This is a genomic window from Ruminococcus sp. 1001713B170207_170306_F1, assembly GCF_015668065.1.
In the GTDB taxonomy this organism is placed as follows: Bacteria; Bacillota; Clostridia; order Lachnospirales; family Lachnospiraceae; genus Blautia_A; species Blautia_A faecis.
The window spans coordinates 26,024-52,780 of record NZ_JADPEX010000033.1; the positions used below are offsets into that span (position 1 = coordinate 26,024).

Annotated in this window: 22 protein-coding genes and 1 rRNA gene; 22 read left to right on the forward strand and 1 reads right to left on the reverse strand. The window is 43.9% G+C overall.

The window, feature by feature from the left end; genetic code table 11:
• Positions 1 to 85: 85 nt before the first annotated feature.
• The 18 genes from I4V84_RS17030 to I4V84_RS17115 all read left to right on the forward strand — a co-directional run bounded on the left by I4V84_RS17030 (position 86) and on the right by I4V84_RS17115 (position 22,486).
• Positions 86 to 1,243 (forward strand): DUF4317 domain-containing protein, encoded by a 1,158-nt coding sequence (locus I4V84_RS17030; protein WP_118583706.1) that lies wholly within the window; start codon positions 86 to 88, stop codon positions 1,241 to 1,243.
• A 328-nt stretch (positions 1,244 to 1,571) separates the two neighbouring features.
• Positions 1,572 to 2,351, forward strand: a complete 780-nt coding sequence (locus tag I4V84_RS17035; protein ID WP_195699770.1) for a hypothetical protein — start codon at positions 1,572 to 1,574, stop codon at positions 2,349 to 2,351.
• 186 nt (positions 2,352 to 2,537) lie between these two features.
• Positions 2,538 to 4,157, forward strand: coding sequence for an AAA family ATPase (locus I4V84_RS17040; protein ID WP_334286142.1), 1,620 nt, complete (start codon positions 2,538 to 2,540; stop codon positions 4,155 to 4,157).
• Positions 4,154 to 5,065, forward strand: coding sequence for a LysR family transcriptional regulator (locus tag I4V84_RS17045; RefSeq protein WP_118583712.1), 912 nt, complete (start codon positions 4,154 to 4,156; stop codon positions 5,063 to 5,065). The genes I4V84_RS17040 and I4V84_RS17045 overlap by 4 nt, the downstream gene beginning before the upstream one ends.
• Before the next feature lie 449 nt (positions 5,066 to 5,514).
• Positions 5,515 to 6,534: a methionine ABC transporter ATP-binding protein gene (locus tag I4V84_RS17050; protein ID WP_117849364.1), complete on the forward strand. Its 1,020-nt coding sequence runs from the start codon at positions 5,515 to 5,517 to the stop codon at positions 6,532 to 6,534.
• A 2-nt stretch (positions 6,535 to 6,536) separates the two neighbouring features.
• Positions 6,537 to 7,196, forward strand: coding sequence for a methionine ABC transporter permease (locus tag I4V84_RS17055; RefSeq protein ID WP_173715778.1), 660 nt, complete (start codon positions 6,537 to 6,539; stop codon positions 7,194 to 7,196).
• A gap of 63 nt (positions 7,197 to 7,259) precedes the next feature.
• Positions 7,260 to 8,183 (forward strand): MetQ/NlpA family ABC transporter substrate-binding protein, encoded by a 924-nt coding sequence (locus I4V84_RS17060; protein ID WP_187565173.1) that lies wholly within the window; start codon positions 7,260 to 7,262, stop codon positions 8,181 to 8,183.
• 235 nt (positions 8,184 to 8,418) lie between these two features.
• Entirely contained in the window at positions 8,419 to 8,820 is a 402-nt protein-coding gene (locus I4V84_RS17065; protein WP_118583718.1) for a hypothetical protein, read from the forward strand.
• A gap of 217 nt (positions 8,821 to 9,037) precedes the next feature.
• Positions 9,038 to 10,390, forward strand: coding sequence for an SLC13 family permease (locus I4V84_RS17070; RefSeq protein WP_187565172.1), 1,353 nt, complete (start codon positions 9,038 to 9,040; stop codon positions 10,388 to 10,390).
• 168 nt (positions 10,391 to 10,558) lie between these two features.
• Positions 10,559 to 11,167, forward strand: a complete 609-nt coding sequence (locus I4V84_RS17075; protein ID WP_187565171.1) for a cytidylate kinase-like family protein — start codon at positions 10,559 to 10,561, stop codon at positions 11,165 to 11,167.
• A gap of 163 nt (positions 11,168 to 11,330) precedes the next feature.
• Positions 11,331 to 11,723: a DUF6483 family protein gene (locus I4V84_RS17080; protein WP_118583724.1), complete on the forward strand. Its 393-nt coding sequence runs from the start codon at positions 11,331 to 11,333 to the stop codon at positions 11,721 to 11,723.
• A 183-nt stretch (positions 11,724 to 11,906) separates the two neighbouring features.
• Positions 11,907 to 14,384: a transglutaminase-like domain-containing protein gene (locus I4V84_RS17085; protein WP_187565170.1), complete on the forward strand. Its 2,478-nt coding sequence runs from the start codon at positions 11,907 to 11,909 to the stop codon at positions 14,382 to 14,384.
• Positions 14,381 to 15,181 carry a TraX family protein gene (locus tag I4V84_RS17090; RefSeq protein ID WP_187565169.1) on the forward strand — a complete coding sequence of 267 codons (801 nt, stop codon included), beginning with the start codon at positions 14,381 to 14,383 and terminating at the stop codon, positions 15,179 to 15,181. Before I4V84_RS17085 ends, I4V84_RS17090 begins: the two co-directional genes overlap by 4 nt.
• Before the next feature lie 771 nt (positions 15,182 to 15,952).
• The gene (locus I4V84_RS17095; protein WP_207748691.1) at positions 15,953 to 17,314 is read left to right on the forward strand and encodes a Wadjet anti-phage system protein JetA family protein; all 1,362 of its coding nucleotides are present in this window, start codon (positions 15,953 to 15,955) and stop codon (positions 17,312 to 17,314) included.
• Complete coding sequence (locus I4V84_RS17100; protein WP_118583732.1) at positions 17,274 to 17,891, forward strand: DUF4194 domain-containing protein; 618 nt, start codon at positions 17,274 to 17,276, stop codon at positions 17,889 to 17,891. The genes I4V84_RS17095 and I4V84_RS17100 overlap by 41 nt, the downstream gene beginning before the upstream one ends.
• Complete coding sequence (locus tag I4V84_RS17105) at positions 17,860 to 21,195, forward strand: SbcC/MukB-like Walker B domain-containing protein (protein WP_195993027.1); 3,336 nt, start codon at positions 17,860 to 17,862, stop codon at positions 21,193 to 21,195. Before I4V84_RS17100 ends, I4V84_RS17105 begins: the two co-directional genes overlap by 32 nt.
• A gap of 151 nt (positions 21,196 to 21,346) precedes the next feature.
• Positions 21,347 to 21,646 (forward strand): hypothetical protein, encoded by a 300-nt coding sequence (locus tag I4V84_RS17110; RefSeq protein ID WP_195993028.1) that lies wholly within the window; start codon positions 21,347 to 21,349, stop codon positions 21,644 to 21,646.
• 156 nt (positions 21,647 to 21,802) lie between these two features.
• The gene (locus I4V84_RS17115; protein WP_148461585.1) at positions 21,803 to 22,486 is read left to right on the forward strand and encodes a DNA alkylation repair protein; all 684 of its coding nucleotides are present in this window, start codon (positions 21,803 to 21,805) and stop codon (positions 22,484 to 22,486) included.
• A 132-nt stretch (positions 22,487 to 22,618) separates the two neighbouring features.
• On the opposite strand, the gene I4V84_RS17120 is transcribed toward I4V84_RS17115, so the two are convergent.
• Positions 22,619 to 24,421: an alpha-amylase family glycosyl hydrolase gene (locus I4V84_RS17120; RefSeq protein ID WP_195993029.1), complete on the reverse strand. Its 1,803-nt coding sequence runs from the start codon at positions 24,419 to 24,421 to the stop codon at positions 22,619 to 22,621.
• Between the two features lie 271 nt (positions 24,422 to 24,692).
• Between I4V84_RS17120 and I4V84_RS17125 the strand changes: the two genes are divergently transcribed.
• From I4V84_RS17125 to I4V84_RS17140, 4 genes are all read left to right on the forward strand, one after another.
• The gene (locus I4V84_RS17125) at positions 24,693 to 25,322 is read left to right on the forward strand and encodes a hypothetical protein (RefSeq protein WP_118583746.1); all 630 of its coding nucleotides are present in this window, start codon (positions 24,693 to 24,695) and stop codon (positions 25,320 to 25,322) included.
• Positions 25,323 to 25,334: 12 nt separating this feature from the next.
• Positions 25,335 to 25,499, forward strand: coding sequence for a hypothetical protein (locus tag I4V84_RS17130; RefSeq protein ID WP_195700453.1), 165 nt, complete (start codon positions 25,335 to 25,337; stop codon positions 25,497 to 25,499).
• A gap of 249 nt (positions 25,500 to 25,748) precedes the next feature.
• On the forward strand, positions 25,749 to 26,030 hold the full coding sequence (gene spoIIID / locus I4V84_RS17135) for a sporulation transcriptional regulator SpoIIID (protein WP_118583748.1): 282 nt from the start codon (positions 25,749 to 25,751) through the stop codon (positions 26,028 to 26,030).
• A gap of 435 nt (positions 26,031 to 26,465) precedes the next feature.
• Positions 26,466 to 26,757, forward strand: a 16S ribosomal RNA gene (locus tag I4V84_RS17140); the annotation flags it as partial.

Consider the following 26,757-nt stretch of genomic DNA (forward strand, 5'->3'; position numbering starts at 1 on the left):
GCAAGGCAACAGACTCAAATTCATATCAGAGATGGGATATCGGTTTTGAAAACATATTTTCTGGAATACTGGAGGACATATATAAATGAACAAAAAAGAAATTTCTGAAATCAAGAAACAGCTGACACCAGCCAACTGCAACATTACCAGAATTTGTGGATGCTATGTGGATGCTGAAAAGAATAAAAAAACAGAACTGAAAGAAGCATTCCTTTCCCTTTCGGAGGAAGAAATGTTCAAATATTTTGAAATATTCAAGAAAACCCTTTCTGGTACTCTTGGAAAGAACCTGATGAATATGGAATTCCCACTGGCAGAGGAAAAAGAGGGCGGCAAACACGAATTTCTCATGAAGCTCCGCGCCAGTAAACTGAAGGATGACGCTTTAATCGAGAGCTTTTATGACAAAATTATTGAAAATTACGATTATCCGGAAAATTACTACATAATCCTGGTACACGCTGTGTACGATATCCCGGGAAGAACTTCAGATGGAATCGATATGGATGATGCTTCTGAAGAGATTTATGAGCACCTTCTTTGCAGTATCTGTCCAGTGAAGCTGTCTAAAGCAGGTCTTTGCTACAATGCGGAGGCAAATTTGATCCAGGACCGTATCCGTGACTGGATCGTGGAAATGCCAGAGAACGGCTTCCTTTTCCCGTTATTTAATGACAGAAGCACAGACATCCACGGCATGCTCTACTATTCCAAGAATGCAGAGCAGCTTCATGACATTTTCGTGGACGAAGTGTTTGGATGTACAGCACCGCTTTCCGCAGGCGGACAGCGTGATTCTTTCAACATGCTGGTGGAGGAAACCCTTGGTGACGACTGCCAGTATGACACAGTTATTGGAATCCATGAGAAATTGAACGAGATCATTGAAGCACAGAAAGATTCCCCAGACCCGGTTGTGCTCACTCAGTCTGAGGTGAAACGTCTCTTTGAGGACTGCGGTGTAGAAGACGAGAAACTGGAAACTTTTGATAACCAGTATGAGGCTGTAGCCGGTGAAAAAGCCACCATGGTAGCCTCTAATATTACCAATACCCGTAAATTCGAGATCAAAACTCCGGATGTAGTGATCCATGTTGAACCAGATAAAGTGGAACTGGTGGAGACCAGGATCATTGACGGCCGCAAGTGTCTGGTGATTCCTATGGAAGACGTAGAGATCAACGGAATCCGTGTGCGGATGGGCGGGGAGAGCAGTGAGGAATCCGAGGAAGAGTTTGAGTAATATTCTTGGTTGTGATAAAATTTTTTTGCCGAATATGAAATATAAAAGGCTTGTTGTAAAAGAAATAGTTGTAAAACAAATAGTTTTAAAACAGGAAGGATGCAATTCTTGGCGAGTTGCATCCTTCCTGTTTTTGCCTGGATGAGGGTTTCATAATGGGGGCATGCAAATTGTGGGAATGATTTTGGGGCGTAATCTGGAATTAAGAATATCAGAAGTAAAACCTAAATAATTCTACGATTGTAGAAAAAGTGATTGACATTTAATTTCTACAGATGTAGTATATAACCAACTTCTACAAAAGTAGAAAATGAAAGGGGATTTTACTATGAAAATGAAACTGGTTAAAATGATAGCACTTATGGCGGCGGTGACATTAAGTGGTTGTTCAGCTGGAACTTTAGAAAATACCGGAAATTCTGCCTCTGATTCTGCTGCAAATATAGTATCTTCAAATAAAAAGGCTTCTTCATCCACGAAGGGATCAAATACTGTAAGTTCCATTGGTACGGCAGGTAATACTGCAAGTGGTGCAGCAGGTAATACCGCAAATAGCACAGCAGGTAATACTACAGGTGGCGCGGCAGGGAATACCATAGCCAGTACAGCAGGTAATACCACAGCTGGCACAGCAGGTAATACCACAGGTGGTGCGGCAGGGAATACCACAGCCAGTACAGCAGGTAATGCCACAGCTGGTACGACAAGTAATACCACAACTGCCACAACAGATGCTACATCCGATATTCTTTCCACCACAACAATCACCCTGTATGATAGTGATGGAAATACAGTTTCTGTAGAAAGAACAATTTACAAAAATTATGACTGCGAATATGTAGATGCTGACGGTATGGAATATAGCACCGATGACGATGTTTATTTTACAGATGAAAATGGAAAGACCTACCAGTCCTTAAATGACAGTACCCATTATTTTGGTGCCGAGTTAGAGCAGCATGTATTACAAGATGCCAATGGAAACGGTGTGACAGTTACAGAAACAACTAATGGAGATTATTACTATATGGATGATAATGGTACTGGTTATATTGACAACGGCGACGGAACCTGGACGGATGAGAATGGGAATAGTTATACAGAATAAGAGGAGGGATGCGGCTGAAAGTTTTTTTCAAAAAGGTGTCAGGCTGTGTACCATTCTCGGGCTATAGAAATGTGGTGTTTGGCTTTTTTAGTCATACACCCTTTTTTTGTATTAAAGACTGGCAAAAATCCTCAGTGGAATAAATCGCAGTGCTGTGTTAATATAGAAGAAAATTGTTATTGTTTATTGGTAACGCAAAATCGCAGAAAGGACGGCTGTCTTATGGGAATCTACCTGAATCCGGGGAATAATAAATTCAAAAGAGCGGTGAATTCGGATATTTACGTGGATAAAACAGGATTAATAAAATATACAAATAGTATTGTCGATACGCTGCAGTCCTGTGTATGTGTCAGCAGACCAAGGCGTTTTGGAAAGTCTATGGCAGCAGATATGCTTACGGCTTATTACAGTAAGGGCTGTGATTCCAGAGAACTCTTTTCCGGTTTGGAAATTGCCAAGGATGAAAGCTTTGAGGAACATTTGAATAAATACGATACCATTTTTCTGAACATGCAGGAATTTTTGAGCAGAAGTTCAAATGTGAAGGAATTGTTGGAGAGAGTAGAAGGCAAAGTAATCCGCGAATTGAAGAAACAGTACCCTGATGTGGAATTATATGACGAAAATGATCTGGCGGAAACTATGCAGGATATTTTTGCAGAAAGTGAGTGCCCTTTTATAGTTATTATTGACGAGTGGGATTGTATTTTCCGGGAGTTCAAACATGATAAGGCTGCGCAGGAGATTTACCTTGATTTTCTGCGTGATCTGCTTAAGGATAAAGAATACATTTATCTTGCCTATATGACGGGAATTTTGCCAATAAAGAAATACGGAACCCACAGTGCACTGAATATGTTCGATGAATTTTCAATGATTGATCCGGGCCCCTTGGCTGAATATGTAGGTTTTACAGAAAAAGAAGTAGAAGCACTTTGCCAGAAGTATCAGATGGATATTAATGAGATCAAAAACTGGTATGATGGTTATTCTTTTGAAGAAGTAGAATCTGTATACAGCCCGAAGTCGGTTGTGAGCTGCATGCGCCTTGGAAAACTGGGAAATTATTGGAATCAGACAGAGACTTTTGAGGCATTGCAGATTTATATTGATATGAATTTTGAAGGACTCCGGGATGATATATTAAGTATGATTGCCGGAGAAACAGTACCAGTGAACACCAGAAGCTTTACAAATGATATGACAACTTTCAGAACAGAGGATGATGTACTTACACTGTTGATTCACTTGGGCTATCTGGGGTATCGTTATGCAGATAAAACAGTTTTTATTCCAAATGAGGAGATTCGTTCCGAATATGTAAGCGCTATTGCTGTGTCTGATTGGGGTGAAGTTTCTAAAGCATTAAAAAATTCAGCAGATACATTGCAAGCCATATGGCAGGGAAGAGAAGAGCAGGTCGCAGAGGGCATTAGGCAGGCGCACTTTGAAACATCTCATCTCCAATATAATGACGAAAATGCGCTTAGCTATACCATTTCGCTTGCACTTTATGCAGCACGTAATTTTTACACAGTACACCGGGAACTCTCAGGGGGAAAAGGCTTTGCAGATATTGTTTATGTTCCAAGAAAGCGCTTCTTAGATAAACCAGCATTGGTAGTTGAATTAAAATGGGATAAAAACGCAGAAGGTGCAATCCAGCAAATTAAGGAGAAAGAATACTGTCGCAGTCTGGAAGAATACAAGGGAAACTTGCTGTTAGTCGGAATTAATTATGATAAGAAAACACAGGTGCATACCTGTAAAATAGAACAATACAGAAAAGAGGAATCCATATGACTCTGGCACAACTTCGTTACGCGATTACGGTGGCGAATTCCAATTCTATGAATGAAGCTGCCCGGAATCTTTTTATATCACAGCCCAGTTTGTCCTCAGCAATCCGTGAACTGGAGGAGGAAATCGGAGTGGAGCTTTTTCGCAGGACCAACCGTGGAATTTCCGTAACCCCTGAAGGCGAGGAATTCTTAGGCTACGCCCGCCAGGTGGTAGAGCAGTACGAGCTGATCGAATCCAAATACGTTTCCAAGGAACATACCAAGAAGAAATTCAGTGTTTCCATGCAGCACTACACCTTCGCAGTAAATGCTTTCGTGGAAATGGTGAAGCAGTTCGGAATGGACGAATACGAATTCGCCGTCCACGAAACCCGCACCTACGACATCATCACCGACGTAAAAGACTTCAAAAGCGAGATCGGCATCCTTTACCTGAACGACTTTAACCACAAAGTCCTTGAGAAACTTTTCCACGAGTTCAATTTGGAATTCCACCCAATTCTGGAATGCAGCATCTATGTCTACATGTGGAAAGGCCATCCCCTTGCCGACCGCGACCTGATCACCCTGGAAGACCTTCGCGAGTACCCCTGCCTCTCCTTCGAGCAAGGCACCTACAACTCCTTCTACTTCGCCGAAGAAGTCCTGAGCACATACGAATACAAACGCCTTATCAAAGCCAACGACCGCGCCACCCTCCTGAACCTGATGGTAGGCCTCAACGGCTACACCCTCTGCTCCGGAATCATCTGCGAAGAACTAAACGGCTCCGACTACTGCGCCGTGAAGCTAGACTCCGACGAGGTCATGACCATCGGCTACCTTGCAAGAAAAGGCACCACGATCAGTAAGTTAGGACAGAAGTACCTGGAAGAAATTGCCAAATACAAAGACAAAGCATTACGATAATCCACACACTTACATAAACTTCCATTTGGAACTAAAGCTGAACCTAACCACCCACTACACCCCCCACTTTCAGTTTGGGCGGAAACAGCGCAGCGCCTTCCCGCCCAAACGTCCGCTGCAACCAACTGTTCACCAACCAGTACACAGCCAGTGGGGGAGGGATAAATCTAAGCGAGCCATTTAAGGAGCGCTCTTAGTGGCGGTGAGATCCATGACTTACGGAGACTTATGCGAGAGGGCTCTCCCGAGCGCATTAGTCGCAGTTAGTCATTAGCTCACCAGAACGTTGCGACGGCGAGCGTGATTTATCCCTCCCCCGCTGGCGTCCACTTTAGCTATAGCTTTACCCTATAACTAGCCCTAACTTTTATGAATTAACACTTTTACTCCAATTGTGTTATAGTAACCATATCGACGATGAAACACCACTTAAAGGAAAGAGGAAAGACATGTCTTCAATATTAATCCAAGATGTGAGCAAAACCTTCGAAACCAAAGACGGTTCCGTACAAGCCCTGAACCACGTAAGTCTCTCCATTGAAACCGGAGATATCTACGGAATCATCGGAATGTCCGGTGCAGGAAAAAGTACCCTGGTACGATGTATGAACTTTCTTGAAGTACCATCCGAAGGAAAAGTTTTGATAGACGGAAAATCCCTCAGCGAATTTTCCCCCAAAGAACTCCGCAAAGAGCGAGAGAAAATAGGAATGATTTTCCAGCATTTCAACCTGCTCATGCAGAAAAACGTACTGGAAAACGTCTGCTTCCCACTGTACATTCAGGGGAAGAAAAAAGCCGAAGCAAGAGCAAAAGCCCTGGAGCTTCTGGAAATCGTAGGACTGGCAGACAGAGCGAAAGCCTATCCCGCACAGCTCTCCGGTGGACAGAAACAAAGAGTGGCAATCGCCAGAGCCCTGGCCTCCGATCCGCAGATCTTACTTTGCGACGAAGCCACAAGCGCCCTGGATCCCCAGACCACATCCTCCATACTTGAACTTTTGCAGGACATCAACCAGAAATTTGGAATCACCATCGTGATCATTACCCACCAGATGTCAGTTGTCCGTGAGATTTGTACTCATGTGGCAATTATGAAAGACGGTGAAGTAAAAGAACAAGGCCTTGTAGAAGAAATCTTCAGCCACCCGAAATCACAGGTTGCCAAAGAACTGATCAGCAAGGACTCTGGAAACGACGTAGAAAGCAAAAAGCTTACCCAGTCCGAAATCCAGGACGGCGAAATCGTTCGAATCGTATTCTCTGAGAACTCCGCATTCGAACCAGTAATCGCAAACCTTATATTAACCTTCCACGAACCTGTAAACATTCTGAAGGCAAACACCAAAAACGTAGGCGGTGTAGCCAAAGGAGAAATGATCCTCCAGTTCATGAGTGACAGCACCAATGTACCGGAGATGAAGAAATTCCTTACAGAACGTGGACTTGAGATAGGGGAGGCGAACTGATTATGTGGACGAAACAAGTAACCGATATGATAATCGCAGGTGTAGGGGAAACATTATACATGACCCTGTTTTCCACCTTCTTCGGATATGTATTTGGAATGCCCCTTGGAATCCTGCTGAAAGTATCCGACAAAGAAGGCTTGCGGCCAAATGCAGTACTATATAAGATCCTGGATGTGATCGCAAATATTTTCCGAAGCATCCCATTCCTGATCCTGTTGATCCTGCTCATTCCATTCACCAGATTTCTGGTAGGAAAAAGCTATGGAACCACAGCCACCATCGTACCCCTTACCATTGCGGCAATCCCTTTTATCGGACGAATGGTAGAGTCTTCCTTAAATGAGGTAGACCCGGGAGTTATCGAGGCTGCAAGATCCATGGGAGCAAGCAACCTTCAGATCGTATTTAGGGTAATGCTGGTAGAAGCAAGAACATCCTTGATCTCAGGAGCTACCATTGTAACAGGAACTATCCTTGGTTACTCCGCAATGGCAGGAACTGTAGGAGGAGGCGGACTTGGAGACATTGCAGTCCGTTACGGATACAACCGCTGGCAGACAGACATTATGCTGGTGACAGTTATCCTTCTGGTAGTACTGGTACAGATTTTCCAGACTATTGGTATGTTGATCGCCAACAAGCTGGATAAAAGAAAATAAGTCAAAAAATGATTGTAATGTAGAAACTAAATATATTTTTAAAAAAAGAGGAGGAACTTTATTATGAAAAAATTAATCGCAGCAGCACTCACAGGAGCATTAGTACTTGGAACCGTTGGAACATCCGTTGTTTTCGCAGCAGATGATGACAAAACCATTACAGTAGCAGCATCCGAGACACCACATTCCGAGATCCTTGAAGCAGCAAAACCGATCCTTGAGGAAGAGGGATACGACCTTGAGGTAACGGTATTTGATGATTATGTACAGCCAAACGAAGTTGTAGAGAGCGGCGATTTCGATGCAAACTACTTCCAGCACATTCCATATCTGAACAGCTTCAACGAGGAAAAAGGAACTCACCTTGTAAATGCAGGCGGAATCCACTACGAACCATTTGGAATTTATCCTGGAACAAAATCCAGCCTTGATGATATCGCAGATGGCGACACAATCGCAGTACCGAACGATACCACAAACGAGGCAAGAGCACTTCTTCTTCTCCAGGACAACGGAATTATCAAACTGAAAGACGGTGCTGGCCTTGAGGCAACTGTAAACGATATTGAGGAGAACCCATACAACGTAGAAATCGTTGAGCTTGCAGCTGAGCAGGTAGCACGTGTTGCAGAAGAGACTTCTTACATTGTCCTTAACGGAAACTATGCACTTCAGGCTGGTTATTCTGTATCCAAAGATGCACTTGCATATGAGACCTCTGATTCCGAAGCTGCCAAAACATATGTAAACGTAATCGCAGTAAAAGAAGGAAACGAGAACAGCGACAAGATCAAAGCTCTTGTAGATGTATTAAAATCTGACGAGATCAAAGACTTCATCAACGAGAAATATGACGGAGCCGTTATCCCATTCGAGGATAGCGATGACGCAGAGGCTGAGGACACAGAAGCAGCAGATGCTGACGAGAGCGCAGATGCAGAAGCTGACACAGCAGACGAGGCAGCTGAGGAGACAGACGCTGAATAATCTGTAAAAATTAAACAGGATTTTATTAAGAGAGTGATTATAAATCGGATTGAAATGCATTGGAAAAGATACATTTCAGTCCGATTTTTGCCTGAAAAAAAAGATGTGTCCAATATATAGAACAGCACATAATTATGGAAAAGGGTGACCTGCAGCCCTCTGCAAAAACAGTTGAAAAACCTTATAAAATCTGCTATTATAAAAACGAATTTTTTAGGTATCGAGGTGAGGCCAAGTGAAAAAAAACGAATGTGCGAACCGGTTTGTCTGCCTGTTTTTCAGTGTGGCAGTTGCGGTTTTGTGTGTGCTTTTTGCAGGCATGGAAGCGAAGAGCATTATGCATGTTTACGATCTGAAACCGGCCTCAGCTTCTTTGATTTCACCAGAGCTTTCCAGAAGCACCCAGACAAGTGCAGAAGAATTGACAGGACTTCGGCAGGTGTCTGTAAGGCTGGAGGCGGACCAGCGCCTTCGCCACAGGTCAGGCGTGGAAACCCAGGTGCTCATCATGCTGGCAGTTCTGCTGGCGAATACCGTATTTTATAAAGCAAAGAAACATCTGCTGACCAGAAATGATGCTGACGGCAGACGGTTTATCATCTGTTACATCCATCATCAGGACGGACAGAAGCACTGAAGATCATATACCATTGTTTCATATTGCTGATTGCTGCAATTGTTTTCATTATGAGTAAAGCATTGCAGTGGAGAGCAATTATTTTCCATGTAAACAAACGTATATGATTGGAGGTATGACACTATATGTTACTTAATATTTTTATAGGAGTAATGATTGTTGCAGCCATTGCTGTCGGTATCTGGATGGCATGGTTTGACAGTCATGGAGGAAAGAAATGATAGCACAGATTTTTGCAGTAGTAATTTTCCTGGCGATGTTCATTCTGATCATCACAGAAGTATGGGAAAGACATATTGTTACGCTGGGATGTGCGCTCCTTACATTGATTCTTGTATTTGGAATCTGTATGCACAGCCCCTCAGCAATTATTGAAACACTGAACATACATAGTATTTTTTCACCGGGATTCTGGCACACAGCAGGTGAAGCAAGCGAAGCTTCTGCTGGAATCAACTGGGAAACTATCGTGTTCATCGCTGGTATGATGATCATGGTAGAAGGCATGGCAAACTCCGGATTTTTCCGCTGGTTATGCATGAAGATCGCGAAATTGGTTAAATACCAGATCATCCCGATCTTTATCACATTTATGCTCCTGTCCTTTGTACTTGCTATGTTTATCGATAGTATCACCGTAATCCTGTTCCTTGCAGCGGTTACCGTAGAACTGTCACAGCTGCTGAAATTTAATCCGGTACCAATGATCCTTGCAGAGATTTTCTGCGCCAACCTTGGTGGATCTGCAACCATGTGCGGAGATCCGCCGAACATTATCATTGGAACATCACTTGGATTTTCCTTTGCAGATTTCGTGACAAACACAGGTCTGATCGCGGTGATCGCACTGGTACTGGTTGTAATCTATTTCTACTTTATTTTCCGCAAAGAGCTTACTGAAAATGCGGGAAAAATTGATCCGTCTACCTTGCCGGATCCGGAAGAAGCAATTGTAAGTAAGAAGGGCTTCACAATCAGCTGTGTGATCTTCCTTTGCGCTGTTGTCCTTCTGGTAACACATTCTCAGACAGGACTTACCGTATCCTGTATCGGTGTATTTATCGCAGCTGTGACACTGATCACTTCCGGAAAAGATGCTTTGGACCTTCTGAAAAAGGTTGATTACAAGACACTGCTGTTTTTCGTAGGACTTTTCGTAGTTGTTGGTGGTCTGGAGCAGACTGGAATCCTTACCATCCTGGCCGGATTCATTGGTAAGGTCAGCGGCGGCAACCTGAAGGTAATGATCGCCATTATTATCTGGGTATCTGCTGTCGCAAGTGCATTTATTGATAATATTCCGTTTGCAGCTACCATGATCCCGGTTATTGACAGTCTGGCAGCCGCACAGGGAATTGATATTTCCATTCTGGCATGGGCTCTTGCAATGGGTACTGACATCGGCGGAAGTGCAACCCCAATTGGAGCTTCTGCAAACGTAGTCGGTATCGCAACAGCAGCCAAGAGCGGTCACATGATCAAATGGGGAAAATACTGCAAGGCAATGGCACCTGCCACGATCCTGGTTGTCCTCGTTTCCATGCTGATGATTTATGCAAGATATTTATAATGCCATAAGAGGGAAATGCAGAACTGTCAATTATCGGAGAGAAGGTAGTGCCAGGGATCTGGCATGCTATGAATAAATGACAGTTGGTCTTGCCCGCTTTTAACGGCATTTTATCCGGAAAAATCCGTGAAACAAGGGCGGATTTCTCTGGTTAGAAGGGAGGATACCATGAAAACACAAAAACAGGTGATCATTTCCATTGGACGAGAGTTCGGAAGCGCAGGTCATGAAATTGCAGAGCGAATCGCCAAGCGCTATGGACTTTCCTTATACGATCACAATCTTTTACGCGAGGTGGCAGACAGCCATAACGTAAATCCAGAAGAACTGGAAATCTTTGACGAGATGAAGCACAACAAATTTCTTTATCGTACAGTGAAAGGAATGAGCAGTTCTCCAGCAGACAACGTTGCTATGATGCAGTTCAATTTTCTTCGGGAAAAGGCTGAAAAAGGAGAATCCTTTGTAGTTGTAGGACGTTGCTCTGAGACAATCCTGAAGGATTATGCGGGCCTGATTTCCATCTTCATTATTGGAGACATGGATCAGAAAATTGCCCGTGTAGCCCGTCTTTACGGAAAAACCGATAAAGAAGCTGAGCGTTTCATCAAAGAGAAAGACAGAAAGAGAAAGAAATATCATGACAGCCACTGCAAGACCAAATGGTCTGAGCCGCACGTCTATGATCTGAGTCTGAACAGCAGCACTCTTGGCGTGGAGGGAAGCGTTGAATTTCTTTCATCCTATATTGACAAAAGGATATCAAAAATGAAATAATAAGCTTAATGACAAAAGGTTCTGCCAGGACGCATACAGGTGTCAGGGCGGAACCTTTGTGGTTTTTGTGACCGTAGTCAGTAAGAGTAGTCAGAAATAGTTCTGATGTTGGGAAGGTGCTACCCTAAAGCCACGAACTCTCATTTATCCAGGAGGAAAATTTATGTTCACTGATGACGAAAAAGACTACATTATGCGTATGATCAAAGAGATTGCCCGTGTCCTTGCCAGTGTCATGCTTGGGAAAAAATATGTCCAGGTGGAATTGCCGGTAGAATCCAAATACCAGATTTCCGGAGACAAGCTTTACCATATGAAAACCATGGTGGACAGAGGCGAGATCAACGAGGCAGAGAACGAACTTCTTGACCGGATCGATTACGCTGACAAAGAAGCTCTGGCAGAAGCTATGTTTTTCTACGAATATGCTGCATCCAAAGGGGATGAATTTCTGGAAGCGCACAACTATTCCCTGGAGGAAATAAGGGATGGGATCCAGCAGCTGGCAGAAGATGCAGGATATGGAAATATTATAAATATGCTTGATATAAAATAGAATCTCTTGTGATATATGAAATACTGCGATTTTATTAAGTCTGCTCCCAAAAGTATTTTTGCCAAGTGGGAGCGCCATAGGCGTGGAACAGCTGACTTTCCTATATGGAGATGTCGCCGACAGGCGGCATGTCCGTTTAGAGTGAAATTGTGATCACGCTTAAAATGATGAGGAGATTATAAGATGTTTCTTGAAAAAAACAGAGACCGGATAGAAAAAGACTTTGAAGATTTTTCCAGGGAACTGCCAGGAAAAGCGGAAGAAATAAAGAAGAGAATGGAAGCACTAAGTCCTGATATTGTGATCGGAATGAAATATCTGTACAGCAATATGCCCTACAGCGATGTGGGAAACTATACCTTTGACACTTATCTGGATTATGTGCAGCAGGGAATCTATCTCTGGGAAAATTCCCCTTATGTAAAGAATTATCCAGAGCTTTATTTCCTGAATTACGTGCTTTTTCATCGGACAAATGATGAAGAAATCAAACCATGCCGTACCTATTTCTGGGAAAAAATAAAGGATAAGGTCCAGGGGAAGACCATGGTGGAAGCTGCACTGGAAATCAATCACTGGTGTGCGGGAGAAGTGATGTACCAGGGAACGGACATGCGTACCGGCTCCGCACTGGAAATTTACAGAAGCGGTGTAGGCCGCTGTGGTGAGGAAGCCGTCTTTGTGGTAAATGTAATGCGAAGCGCCGGAATCCCTGCAAGACCGGTGTATGTGCCAAGATGGTCCCATTGTGATGACAACCACGCCTGGGTAGAGGTCTGGTGCGATGGCGACTGGCATTATCTGGGAGCTTGCGAGCCAGAAGCTGTTCTGGACAAGAGCTGGTTTACCAATGCAGCATCCAGGGCCATGATGATCGGCTCCAGATGGTATGACCGCGCTATGCCAGACGAAAAAGTGATCGGAAAAGACGGAATGAACCGGATCATTAATCTTCTTGGTAAATATGCCAAAACCAGGTGGATCACTATTACAGTGGAAGATCTGGATGGAACTCCGGCAGCTGGGGCAAAAGTACGGGCTGAGGTAATGAACTATGGGGAATTTTCCCCGATTGCAATAATGGAAGCAGACAAAAATGGCTGTATTTCTTTTGAAACCGGTTTTGGAAGCCTGCTGATCTGTGCTGTTTATGATGGTGCTTACGGGGAAAAGGTAATCGACACAAGAGAGGACGACCATTTTACCTGTACTCTTGGTGAGGAATATGAAGATGAGCTTTGGGTGGATTTTGACATGAATGCACCGGAGGATACCGGCAGAATAAGCTGGAATATTACCCAAGAACAGGAAGAAGAGAATAATCGCCGGATTGCCGCTGAGGCAGAACACTGTCGACGTAAGATTGAGAAATTCCAGCCGCTGTGGAAGCGCTGCCTTTTTGGACATACCATGAAGGAAGTGGAGCCTATGATGGCTGTTTTGTCTGAGAAAGACAGAAGGGATGCTTTTCCAGAAGTGCTGGAGGGCCATTATCAGGAGGCCTCGGTTTATCGCGAATTTAATCCAGATGAGATTTACATTCCATATGTATGGAATCCCCGCGTGGAAAATGAGGTTCTTACCAGGTGGAGAAAGAAGATCCTGGGCTATTTTGACAAGGGGCAGAGGGATGCCTTTGAAGCAGATCCCAAGAGCATCTGGACCTGGATCGAAGAGAACATTTCAGTCCGCAATGACAAAGAGCGCCTGACTGCATACACCACTCCTGGTGCAGCACTGGAGCTTGGAATTGCCGGAGAGAAATCCCACAAGGTGCTTTTCGTGGCAATCGCCAGAACTCTGGGAATCCCGGCACGTCTGAATCCTGCTGATGGAGCTATTGAATATTGGGATGGAATGAGGTTTGTAGCAGTATTGGAAGAGAGCCGGAAGGAATCCCATCTTACAGTCTTCGCCGGGGAAAAAGGGGACTGGAATTATTTCCAGAACTGGACCATTGCGGTGACAGACGGAAGAGGATACCTTACCCTGGATTTCAGCGACCGCAAGTGGGAAGCTGGAAAACTGGAATTGGATATTATGCCGGGAGATTACCGGATCCTGACTGGAAACCGTCTGCCAAATGGAAACATTCTGGGAAAAAGATACGATTTTCATATTGAAAAAGATGAGACGAAGCGGGTGGAACTGGAGCTTCGGGAGTATTGTCTGGAGGAAATGTTCAACCGTCATTCCATTCCGGATTCCAAGCTGACCAATCGGGCTGGAAATCAGGTGCTGGTGTCCCAATTGACGGGAAAAATAAGCGGAGATGCTGCCAAATGTGAGAATGGCATGGCTGAACGAGGCATCCTCTTCTGGCTGGAAGAAGACCGTGAGCCTACTGTGCACATTCTTAATGAAATAATGGAATTGAAAGAAAAATATGAAAAAATACAAAAACAGATTATATTTATCCTTCGCAGCGAAGAATCTTTAAAGAATGCTACTCTGGTGAAATGTCTGGAACTGCTCCCTGAAATTCAGGTGTACTTCCACGATTTCGGCAAGGACAAGGAAATGACCGCCCGCCGCATGTACGTAGATTCCGGGAAGCTGCCGCTTATGACCATTACCGAGGGCCAATGCCAGGGTATCTTTGCAGCAGCTGGATACTCCGTGGGTATGGCAGATATGTTGGTGAGGATTTTTGAGGCATGAACCGGGATCAGATCAAATACGTAGCCATGTTTACCATGCTATTAAACCATATTGCAAACGTTTTCCTGGAACCAGGTACCTTTCTTTTTGAGGTGATGGTGGACGTGGGTTATTTTACCGCTATCACCATGTGCTACTTCCTGGTAGAAGGTTACGGCTACACCCGCTCCAAAGAGAAATACGGCAAACGGCTTCTGCTGTTTGCCCTGATTTCCGAAATCCCCTTCTGTCTTGCGTTTACAGAAGAAGGAACCATCAGTTTCGTAAGCATGAACATGCTATTCACTCTTTTCCTGTGCTTCCTAATTCTCTATGCAATGGAAAAAATCCCTTCAGGAACCCGGCAGACACTCTGCATCTTGGGCCTGGTATTTGCCTCCGCCTACAGCGACTGGGCCTTTCTTGCCCCTATCTTCACCTATTGGTTCGCAAGCTGTGGCCTCCGGGATGCACAGGGGAAAATGTTGCCAGCCGGCGGCCGGAATGCTGATCAGAAAAGCCATCTGGCTGGCGGCCAGAATTCTGAACGAAAAAAACTTTTATGGAAGGTTTTCAGAAAGGCAATGCTGTTCTTTGGTCTGTTAAACCTTGTAGAAAACATGGAGCAGACCACTCCTGCCAGGGCTGTTATCCAGTCCCTCGGCGCCACCGCCGGAATTCCGCTCTCAGCACTTTGCATCATCTATCTCTACAACGGAAAGCGCTCAAAAAAACATCGAACCTTTTCTAAGTGGTTCTTCTACATTTTTTATCCGGCACATTTGCTAATATTAGGTATATTGAGAATTGCTATTTAATGTGTTGGTCGTTATCCCGGACGCGATTTCACAATGTATATTCACCGCCGCGCGTCGCAACGTTCCGGCAAGCTAATGACTAACTACGACTAAGACGCTCAGGAGAGCCTTCGCGCCTAAGTCTCCGTAAGTCATGGATCTCGCCTCCACTAAAACCGCTCCTGAAATGCGCGGCTTGCGAATATACGTTGCAAAATCGCTGGTTACTGGAAAGGGAAAAAAGAAACAATAACGACAACAACAGGGGTGGGGTGAAGTAGTTGGTATCCCGCAACTTTATTATTTTTTGCTAATCTATCGTTACCAAAAAAGTATAGGGAAATCAATCACTCGCCCTCCCCCTTCGTAAAAAGTTCTTATATAACATCAGTTCCAGCCAGTACATAGCATTTGGGCAATGTGTATTACTCCAGCGAGCCATTTTAGGCGCGTTCTTAGCGCAGATGAAATCCAGCGCTTACGAAGACTTATGCGTGAGGGCTCTCCCGAACGCATTAGTCGCAGTTAGCGATTAGTTCATCGGAGCGTTGCGCCGGCGAGTGAGTAATACACATTGTCCAAATGCGTCCCTCCTGAAAAACTTTTCACCCTCCCAACACACTAAATAGCAACTTAGAAAACCTTGTACAATAAAACCGGCTATGCTAAAATAAAGAAAGATTTCAGGGACAAAGCAGTTTGTCCCTTGTTTTACGTTTGAAGAAAGGATACCCTATGTTTCACATAATCCCCAACAATTTTTTTGTTCCGCTATCCTCGCCAAACCGAATTGTGTACTGGGAATGTATCAGCCGCCTTTTTGCCATTATGGAACACCAGCTCTCCTTTGGCGTGGAAAGAGAAGTGCTGGTAGACGAGCTGGAATTTTATTTTGGGCAGGAAAATGCGGCCCAGCTGGTGGAAGAAGAATTCCAGGCTGATGACAGCCGAAGCCGGGCTAACGGCATTTTGCGCCGCCTGGAATACTACGGCTGGATCGAAGTGGAAACAGACAAAAGCTACGTACAGCGTGTAAACTTCAAGGAATACGCTGTGAAAATAATCAAAACACTCCTGGATATCGCAGATGGGAAACAAATTGAATACCAGGGGTACATTTATACCATTTACAGTCTGGTAAAAGGCACCATGGATAAGCCGGGTATCGTGCTCATGCAGATCTGGGAAAACACCGACTACCTGATCACTGGTCTGAAAAACCTCAATTCCAACATCAAACACTACATTGATGACCTTACCAGACACAGCACGGTTGCCCAGATTATGGATGCACTGTTTAACGACTACATTACCAATATTGTAGACAAAGCCTACCACCGCCTGTTGACTTCTGACAATGTTTCCAAGTTTCGTCCGGAAATTATGCAGTGCCTGGAGAAAAGAAGCCACAATGAGGAATTTCTGGAAAAGGCATCTGCAGAGATTGCAGCTATCCGGGAGGTTTCCGAGGAAGAGGGGCGGGAACTGACCTACCGTTATCTTCACGAAATTATTGAGGCTTTCCGCAATATGGACGAGATTCTTCAGGAAATCAACCAGAAAAATACCCAGTACCAGCGAGCTGCCATCAACCGTGCCAAATTTCTCCTGGCAGGAAATGAAGATGTGCGGGGGCAGCTGAAAGAAATACTCATGGGAATTAATGAAGAAATCAACCGGGAAAATATGGATCTTGGGGGAATCTACCGCATTGATTTTCTGGATGATCTGGTGCGTATTTACCAGTGTTCTATTCTGGAACAAAGTTCTCTGTATCTGGCAGTAGAAGGGAAAAAGGAATTCATCCCCTCCAGTCTGGAGAATGAGGAACCAGACGAAGAGCTTCGCCGTGAGAAAATGAGAAAGATGGCAGAAAAGATCCGGAAAGTGATCAGTGTAGAGAAAATTCAGAACTATGTAAACCGTTATCTGGCGGAAAAGGATGAGCTGGAAGCAAGCCAGCTTCCTCTTAATAATGAAGAGGATTTTATCAAACTGATCTATGTGCGCCTTTATGGTCAGCGCAAAAATATGGGATATGTAATAGAAACTCTGGAAGAACGGGAAGTAAACGGCTACCGTTTCAAAGATTTTCGGATACGGAGGAGAGAAAATGGAATATCTGGAAGGAATGCTGCAAAAAGAAAAGGATAATTTCAGCAGGGTTTGCAACCGTCTTCTGGGAACCTGCTTTTTGTGCAAAGGAAACCAGAATACCAAAGCAGATTATTATTTTGTGCTGAAATACAGGAAAGAATTTAAAGAATATCTGGGCGTTCTTGGCTATCGCCTTGAGATAAACGAGGAATATGGAGTGATTCAGCTGACCAGTCCGAGAGGGTATAACCGGATGAATCTGAAGCTTTATGATTCCATTGTACTTCTGATCCTGCGAATTCTTTACGATGAAAAGAAGCGTGAGCTTTCCGCAATAGAGGAAGTAATCGTGAACCTTGGAGACATTCAGGATAAGTTTGTGAGTCTTAATATCCGTGACAGATTAATCGACAAAACCACCATGCGAAATGCCCTGAGCCTATTCCGAAGATATCAGATCGTGGAGCTTCTGGATAAGGATATGGGAGATGAAGAATCTCGTGTTCTGATTTACGACTCCATTCTGATGGTGGTACGTGCAGAAGACATTAAGGCAGCATATGAGAAACTGGAGACATACAGAAAGGGAAGAAACGAAAGCGATGAAGAAACTGACGAGGATGAAGCTGATTAACTGGCACAGGTTTAATAACTGTACCATAGAGTTTGGAGATTCTACTCTTTTATCTGGTGAAAACGGCGCTGGAAAATCCACTCTTTTGGACGCAATCCAGTTTGTGATCATCTGTTCCACCGGCTATTTTAACAAGGCGGCCCACGAGAATGGCAAGCGAAGGCTTACCGGATATATCCGCTGTAAAACAGGAAAAGAAAACCAGCCTTATGAGCGTACCGGCGAGATCAGCGCTCATGTTGCCCTGGAATTTTATGAGGAAAGCAAGGATAAATATTTCATTATCGGTGCTGTTGTGGATTCTGCTTCTGAGGGCCAGGAGACTACAGTGCGGTATCTGATGGAGAATACCAGGATCTCAGATGATCTTTTCCTGTACGGAAACCAGGTGAAATCCATTGCAGAATTCCGTGGTTCCAACATTGATATCCGCCAGTGGTGCAAGACCAATATGGAAGCCCGTAGAATGGTCACAGCAAGACTTGGAAGGATTGAAGATAAGTTCTTTCGTCTGATTCCAAAAGCGCTTGCATTTAAGCCAATCGACGATATTAAGGACTTTGTTTACTCTTACGTGCTGGATGAAAAAGAAGTCAATATTGATGTACTTCGGGAGAATGTGCGTACTTATCAGGATATGGAACGTACCCTTGATAACGTGAAAAAACGCATGAAAAAACTGAAAAAAATACAGGAATTGTACCAGCGTGTACAGGAGCGTATTGAAAAGGACAGGATGTACGAGTATTTCCTGAAACGTAGTGATCTGGAGCTTGTGGAAGGACAGCTTTCCAGTCTGGAAACTGCCAGAAAGAACGAAGAAATCCGTCTTTCCCAGGCGAAAGCCCAGTTGGAAATGCTTCAGAAAGAGCGCTCTGAAAAGCAGGAAATTGCCACAAATATTCGTGTAGAACTGCGTCATAACCAGGAATTTGTAGCTTTGGAAGAGGAGAAAAAAGAGCTAAAAAGGCTTCAGGATAAGAGACAGGAAGCTATGAATGAGGGGACGGAATTGAAGAAGAGCGTGGCTCAGGCGGCCAGGGACTGCGAGAGTTTATTGCGGACTATGGGGGCAGGGGACACTTCCGGATATTCTGCAGCAGTTTCTGCCGAAATGAGTCAGTCTGCAAATGCAGAAAATGGAACTGGCGCAGATTTCGCTTCCTGTATCCGTGAATACCGGAAAAAACTTCAAACTCTGGATGGTGATATCAATGTAACAGAAATAAAGAGCCTTACAGATGATGTGATCCATTTCAAACAGATGCGCTATGGAGAACAGCAGGAAGAGCAGGCGCAGCTGAAGATCCGGCTGAATCAGAACCAGACAGAATGGGAGAAATTAAGCAAAAAGATCAATAAACTGAAACGCAAAAAGCTGACTTATCCATCTGGTGTAGAACTTCTTGTGGAGTCTGTACAGGAAGAATTTGCGGGCATTGGAAGAGAAATCCAGCCTGGAGTGCTCTGCGAAATGCTGGAAATTAAGGATGAGGAATGGCGAAACGCAGTGGAGGGGTATCTGAATACGCAGCGTTTTTACGTGCTTGTAGAACCGGAGAACTTCGATATTGCACTTGGTATTTATGACCGTCTTCGAAGAGAGAAAAAGGTTTACGGAGTAGGTCTGATCAACACGAAAGATCTGGAAAAATACGACACTGCGCCTGCTGGAACTCTGGCAGAAGTAGTCACCTCCCAGAACAAATATGCCCGTCAGTACAGCAACATGATCCTTGGAAAAGTACAGATGTGCGAGCGTTACGAAGACCTGAAAAAGTATTCTGTTTCTATCACAAAGGGCTGTATGAGATATCAGAACCGTGTGGCAAGTGCCATCAAACCAGAGGTATTTCGTGTGCCGTTTATCGGCAAAAATGCTTTTACCGTACAGCTGGCACAGGCTGAAGAAGAATTTCAGAAGCTTAGTGAAACAATGGAAAATCAGGAGAAAAAGCTGTCTGACACAAAAGAGATTCTGGGACTTCTTTCTACAGAAAGTGACGTGGATATTAAGTACCGTCTGGATGTGATCGCTACCCTTCGTATGTTAAATAAATCCATTGATAAATGTGAGGAAAATATACGAAAACTGAAAGAAAATTCCACCCTGATCCAGAAGCAGCTGCAGCTGGATGAGCTGGAAAAAGTGCTTAGGGGATTGGATTACACCATCAGCTCCGACACGGAAAAAATCGGTGGAATGCGTGCCCGAATCCAGGATTTGGTTGCCAGAAAACAGACACTTCTGGAAAAACAGGTTACCGGAAAGAGTGAGGTAACCGCTCTTGCAGCAGATGCGGGAGAACGTTTAAATAGCTGGAATCGGGAATATAAGGAGGCTCTGGGAGTAAGATCAATTGAGCAGTTTCAAAGTGAATATTTTTATAAACTGCCTTCTAATAAGAGAAAATATAACAGTGAGAGATGTCAGATTGCCAAAGACAATATGATAAATGCCATGGTGGAATATAAGACCGAGCATGATTTTGGTGCAGCTGCCAGTCTGGAAGGTTTTCCTGAATTTGAGGCGGTGTATGAACGTTTGAAAAACTCTGAACTTCTTGATTATGAGGAGAAAGTACAGTCTGCCCATAAAGCGGCAGAAACAGAATTTCATGAGCAGTTTCTGGCGAAATTACAGGAGAATATGAAGCTTGCCCAGGGGGAATTTAAGGAACTGAACAAGGCGTTAAAGGGCATTGATTTCAGCAGTGAACGATATGAATTCCAGTTTATGCCAAGTAAAAAATACCGCAATTATTATGAAATGATCATGGATGATTTCAATGTGACACAAGGCGAATCCCTGTTTTCGGGAATCTTCCATGAGGCTCATAAAGATGTAATCGAGGAGCTGTTTGAACAGCTTTCGGTAAGTGGAGATAACAGTGCACAGGCTCTTGACGAGTTTACGGATTACCGTACTTACATGGATTATGACATTAAGATCATTCATAATGACGGCACCTATTCTTACTATTCCAAGGTATGTGAAGAGAAGAGCGGCGGTGAGACACAGACCCCGTTTTATGTGACAGTGGCAGCCTCTTTTGTGCAGCTTTACAGCAATAATATTGGTGGCGAGGCAGCTGGGCTGGTGCTCTTTGATGAGGCCTTTAATAACATGGATGATGAAAGAATCGGCGGCGTTTTGGAATTCCTGAGACGCCTTCCATTACAGCTTATTATCGCCGCTCCTCCAGATAAGATCCAGTATATCGGCCCGGCTATGGATGAAGTGATGCTAGTAATGACAGATCAGAAGCAGAGTTATGTGGAGGAATATCATAACGCGGTGTAGGCCCTGTTTGAAAAATCATTCCCATAATCTGCACGCACCAGTATGGTTGACAGGTGTTGTGTTTTTTTTGAGATGATCCCACAATTCACAGTTGCACAGTGGCAGATTAAGCGTTAAAATAAACGAAAATAATGCAGAGGAGGTACCGCATATGACAACATTGGAAATTCTGAACCGTCTGCAAGGTGATGCACTGAAAGATGGTGAACTTCGAAAAAAGCTTTTGGCCACCCGTTTGGAAAAGGATCCTCTCACTGTTTTTTGCAGATTATGCAGGGAACTTGGCTATGAATTGTATGAAATGGACCTAATATCTGCCGGAGAAGACTTCTATGCTACCATGCGCCGCAGTACCAATGGCGGCGGAGAAAACTCCCCGAAGCTGGAGGGGGAAGATGACTTCTATGAGCTTTTGATGGCAAGCCTGGAGGCAGCAGAGAAAGCAGAATAGAATTGGCTCAAATAGACATCAACTATGAGTGTTTTTGGTAAGCCAAAAGCATTATGCAAAACATTATGTAAACTAAAAAGACGACAGTTGAAAACCCAAATTTCGTTGAAAATTAGAGTGAAATGTCTGTTATAGATTGAAAAACAGGGAGTGTGTATGGCAGAATTAACGGAATTGCAGAAGCAGTTATTCGAATTACAGGATATAAAATATCGGGATTTCCACAGCAAATTAATGCCCGAAACAGCCAAGGAAAAGATTATTGGAATCCGTACTCCTGTGCTTCGGAATTTTGCAAAAGTATTCGCCGGTACTCCGGAATTAGAGGACTTTTTGCAGCAGCTTCCTCACCAGTTTTATGAGGAAAATAACCTTCATATGATGCTGATCACTGGGATAAAGGACTATCCGAAATGTATGGAAGAAGTACAGCGATTCCTGCCCTATATCGACAACTGGGCCACCTGTGATTTCCCAGAGCCAAAGTGTTTCCGTAAGAACAAAAAAGCAGTATTAGAAGAGGTCCGGAAGTGGATCGCCTCCACTGAAACCTACACTATTCGCTACGGGATCGGCATGCTTATGCGCCTTTTTCTGGACGAGGATTTTTCCCCGGAGTATCTTGAAATGGCAGCTGGCGTACAATCACAGGAATATTATGTAAACATGATGATTGCCTGGTATTTTGCCACCGCTCTGGCCAAGCAATGGGATGCTGCAGTACCTTATATTGAGCAGCACAGACTGTCGGACTGGGTACATAAAAAGACTATCCAGAAGGCAGTGGAAAGCTATCGGATTACGTCTGAACAGAAGGAATATTTGAAAGGCTACCGTTAAAAATAGGATTTTATGGTTTAGAGCCTGAGAAATGAAAAACGCCAGAATGAAAAGCTTTATCATGCGGTAAAGCGAATTTCATTCTGGCGTTTTGTATTTATGCAGGCATAAGATCCTGGTGGCTGCCGCAAATCAGCGGAAGCTCTTCAGCCAGTTCACCAGGGAATCATGCCAGATATTGTCATAAACGGTTTTCTTCATCTGGTCGGTTACCGGACCATTGTTTGCCATTTTCGCAAGGATTCCGGCTTGAAGCTCTTCTACGGTCATGTCCTCTGGGGACTTGGACCAGTCTACGGTTATCTGAGATTTTTCGGAGGCTGGTTCGGATGCGGTAGTAGTATTAGATGTTGTACCATCAGCTGCTTTTTCAGAAGCATTTGCGGTGCAATCAGAGTTACCTACAGTAGTCGCAACCGTTTCCTTTATGCTGTCCGTATTCACAGCATTTTTCAGTGCCTGAGAGATCGGAGTTGTATTTTGCTCTGCGACAGTGGCAGCAGCTTCCTCTTTTGTCTGGTCTGCGTTGTCAGCCTTAACTGTTGTATTAGTAGTTTCCGGTGTCTTTGCATTCATCTCTACCGGCTTATACTCTGGCATATCCCCAGCCGGAACCCAGATATTGCCGCTGTTTCCGGCAACGGTTACATGAATGCGTCCATTTTCTACAGAAACTTTTTCACCGGTCAGAGTACCTACATACTCAGCTGCATTTCCAGCAGCCAGATCCATAGAAGCGGCATTGTCATCATTATTTACAGTGACGATCACACGCACCCCATCCAGGTCACGGGCAAAAGCATACTGGCGGTTGGTGAGCATAAGCTCTGCATAGCTTCCATAATTAAGAGCCGGTGTATTCTGGCGGACTTTTCCAAGGGCAGCAATAAGAGCTGTGCAAGGATTTTTCTCCACTGCGTCAGCATAATCAGCAAGATTTAAGGCTGGTCTTAAGCTGTCATCTGAGGTTCTTTCCTTACGTCCCTCAATTCCAAATTCAGAACCATAATAAATACTTGGAACTCCCGGAAGGGTGTAGAGAAGCACATGAACTGGAGCAAAATGCGCCTTATTGGAAAGTTTGGTGTAAATTCGTTCTACATCATGGTTGTCCACGAAATTATAAAGATCAAGGTCGCCCATGTTCTGCAGATATTTTACAGTGTGCGCGATCTCAAAATAGTTATGGTCATTGTGTCCGCTGTAAAGAGCCTTGTGAAGTGCATAATTTGTAACACTGTGAAGGGTGCTGCCATTTACCCAGCGGCTGTAATCGCCGTGGATGACTTCGCCCATCAGCCAAAAATCCGGTTTCACTTCCTCAGCGGTGCGGCGCAACTGTTTCATAAAATCAAAGTCCAGAACGTCCGCAGCGTCAAGACGGATACCATCCACATCAAATTCAGAAACCCAGAAACGGATCACATCGCAGATGTAGTTCTGCACATCAGGATTGCGCTGGTTTAATTTTACCAGAAGATTATATCCGCCCCAGTTTTCATAGGAAAAACCATCGTTGTATTCGGTATTTCCAGAGAAGTTCACATTACAGTACCAGTTTACATAAGGTGAATTCTGTCGCTTCTCCTGAATATCTTTAAATGCGAAAAAGTCACGTCCGGTGTGGTTGAATACGCCATCGAAGATAACCTTGATCCCTTTTTCATGGCAGGTTGCAACGAAATTCTTCAGATCCTCGTTGTCACCCAGACGGGAGTCAAGCTTCCTGTAATCAGTAGTCTCATAACCATGTCCCACACTTTCAAATAAAGGACCTATATATAAAGCGGTGCACCCGATTTCTTTAATATGATCGATCCACGGAAGAAGTGTATTCAGCCTATGCACAGGCTCCCCATACTCATTCTGCTTCGGCGCCCCAGCCAAACCCAATGGATAAATGTGATAAAAAACTGCCTCGTTATACCAACTCATGTCTAACACCTCTGTCGTTTAAAATAAATTTGTACATTCAACGTTTTCTATAATAGCAGATTTTAGGAGCTTATTCCATATAAAAATATGATGATTCATGGTACTCTGTAGGGATTGTTAAAATTTTTGAAAACGGAAAATATATTGATAATTTTGCTTAAGGGCGAAAGGTTAAAAATAGGGATTCGATATACAAAATGCCGGAAGAACAGAAGAAAGCCTTTGTTGAGGCGTGATGGTAAGTTATATTGGCAAAACCTATTGACATACTATGAAAACTAGAGCATATTTTACACCAACATCAACGAAAGGAAAAACCACTTTCAAAAGCAGGAAAAATGGCAGTGAAGAGCTGAAAGTTTTATGCCAGAGTGCAGAAGTGGCGGGCCATCAGATGAATAAGAGGATAGATCCAAGAATTTTTCATAAAAATACTGCAGAAGATTACCTTCAGGCGGCGATAGAGACAGCGAATTGGATTGACACGCTGGCGGTGAAGACAGAACATGGAAGAATCTGGAAAGCGCTTCCGGAAGGACAGGACGGATATCGTGAAGATGTTCCTATGTTTACGTCAAAAAGTATGTATGATGGTTCTGCTGGAATCGGAATTTTCCTGATCCGTCTTTATGAAGCCACTAGTGATGAGAGATGGCTGAAAGAAGCAGAAGAAGCGGCTGCGCATATTATTGCTATTCAGGTTGGTCCGGAATGGTATGAGCATACCTTACATTCGGAGGTGAAAGGAATCATTCCTGTGCCGGGATGGGCGGCAGGATCTTATAATGGACCGGTAGGAGAAGCCTATTTCCTGGAGGATCTTTACCATGTGACAAGAAAGCAGGAGTATCGCGATTTCGTGCTACGCACAGCGGATATTCTTATGGAGGCAGCTTCTTGAGATGAACGCGGGTTGTTTTGGAGCGAGCAGGAGGATATTACTGCAGATGGCGGATTTATTGTTTTTCTGGATATTGTATATCGTCGCACTGGAATCCGGAAATATCTGGATTTTGCCAGTGAGGCAGCCGAACCTGGTACGACAGCTGGTGGAGAACCATCCCCACCAGAGTTGTAAGCTACCCGGGACTTTATGTAGGCGCAGCAGGATGCGGCTCTTCTTTACTGAGGGCTTACGCAGCGCTTACAGGAAAGAAGCTGACTAATTTGTATGAGTATCATTTTTTTGAGAAAATATAATGTACTTTATAATATGTACGAAGAATATGGAAATTATTTAACTGCAAAATATTACGGAACGTTTTCTTACATATAAATATAGCGCCTCTGCATACACTGTAAAAACAGCGTCGGCGGAGGCGTTTTTTTGAAAGAGTATATTGAAGAGCGGGCAGTAGAGATTGGAAATTATATTATCGAAACTAGGGCAACTGTAAGGCAGACTGCAAAAAGGTTTGGGATATCAAAGTCCACAGTACATAAGGACGTGACGACCAGACTTGCAAGCTTAAATCCAGCACTTGCAAGGCAGGCCAGGGCTGTGTTGGAGGTGAATAAATCAGAGAGACATATCAGAGGTGGTTTAGCTACCAGGGAAAAGTATTTGCATCAACATATGCTGGAAAACAATCTGCACAAAAAAATATAAACTTTTTTGTAAAAAGTGCTTGACGATTCCTTGCGATAGTGGTATAGTAAACAAGCTGTCGCAAGGAATTGCTTCTGAAATACTGAAAAATAAAATAGTTTTCAGAAAATTCGAATTAACTGTTGACAAATGACTGAACTTATGATAAAGTAACCAAGTCGCTTGAACAGAACGACAGAAACAAACAACTTTATACAGCTTCTTGAAGGTCTGAAAAACTTTTGAAAAAAGTGCTTGACAAGATCTGAAAGATATGATAAAGTAAACAGGCTGTCGCAAAGAGATGACAGACAAACAACCTTGATAACTAAACAGTGAAACACATACGATTCTCGAAAATTCTTAACGAATCATCATTCAAAAGAATGAACTTTTTATAACAGTAATGACGAGAGATAACTAAGCTAGTTGGTTGTCTTGAGTGCATCAAACACTTTTACAGAGAGTTTGATCCTGGCTCAGGATGAACGCTGGCGGCGTGCTTAACACATGCAAGTCGAACGGGAAATACTTTATTGAAACTTCGGTCGATTTAATTTATTTCTAGTGGCGGACGGGTGAGTAACGCGTGGGTAACCTGCCTTATACCGGGGGATAACAGCCAGAAATGACTGCTAATACCGCATAAGCGCACAGAACCGCATGGTTCGGTGTGAAAAACTCCGGTGGTATAAGATGGACCCGCGTTGGATTAGCTAGTTGGCAGGGCAGTGGCCTACCAAGGCGA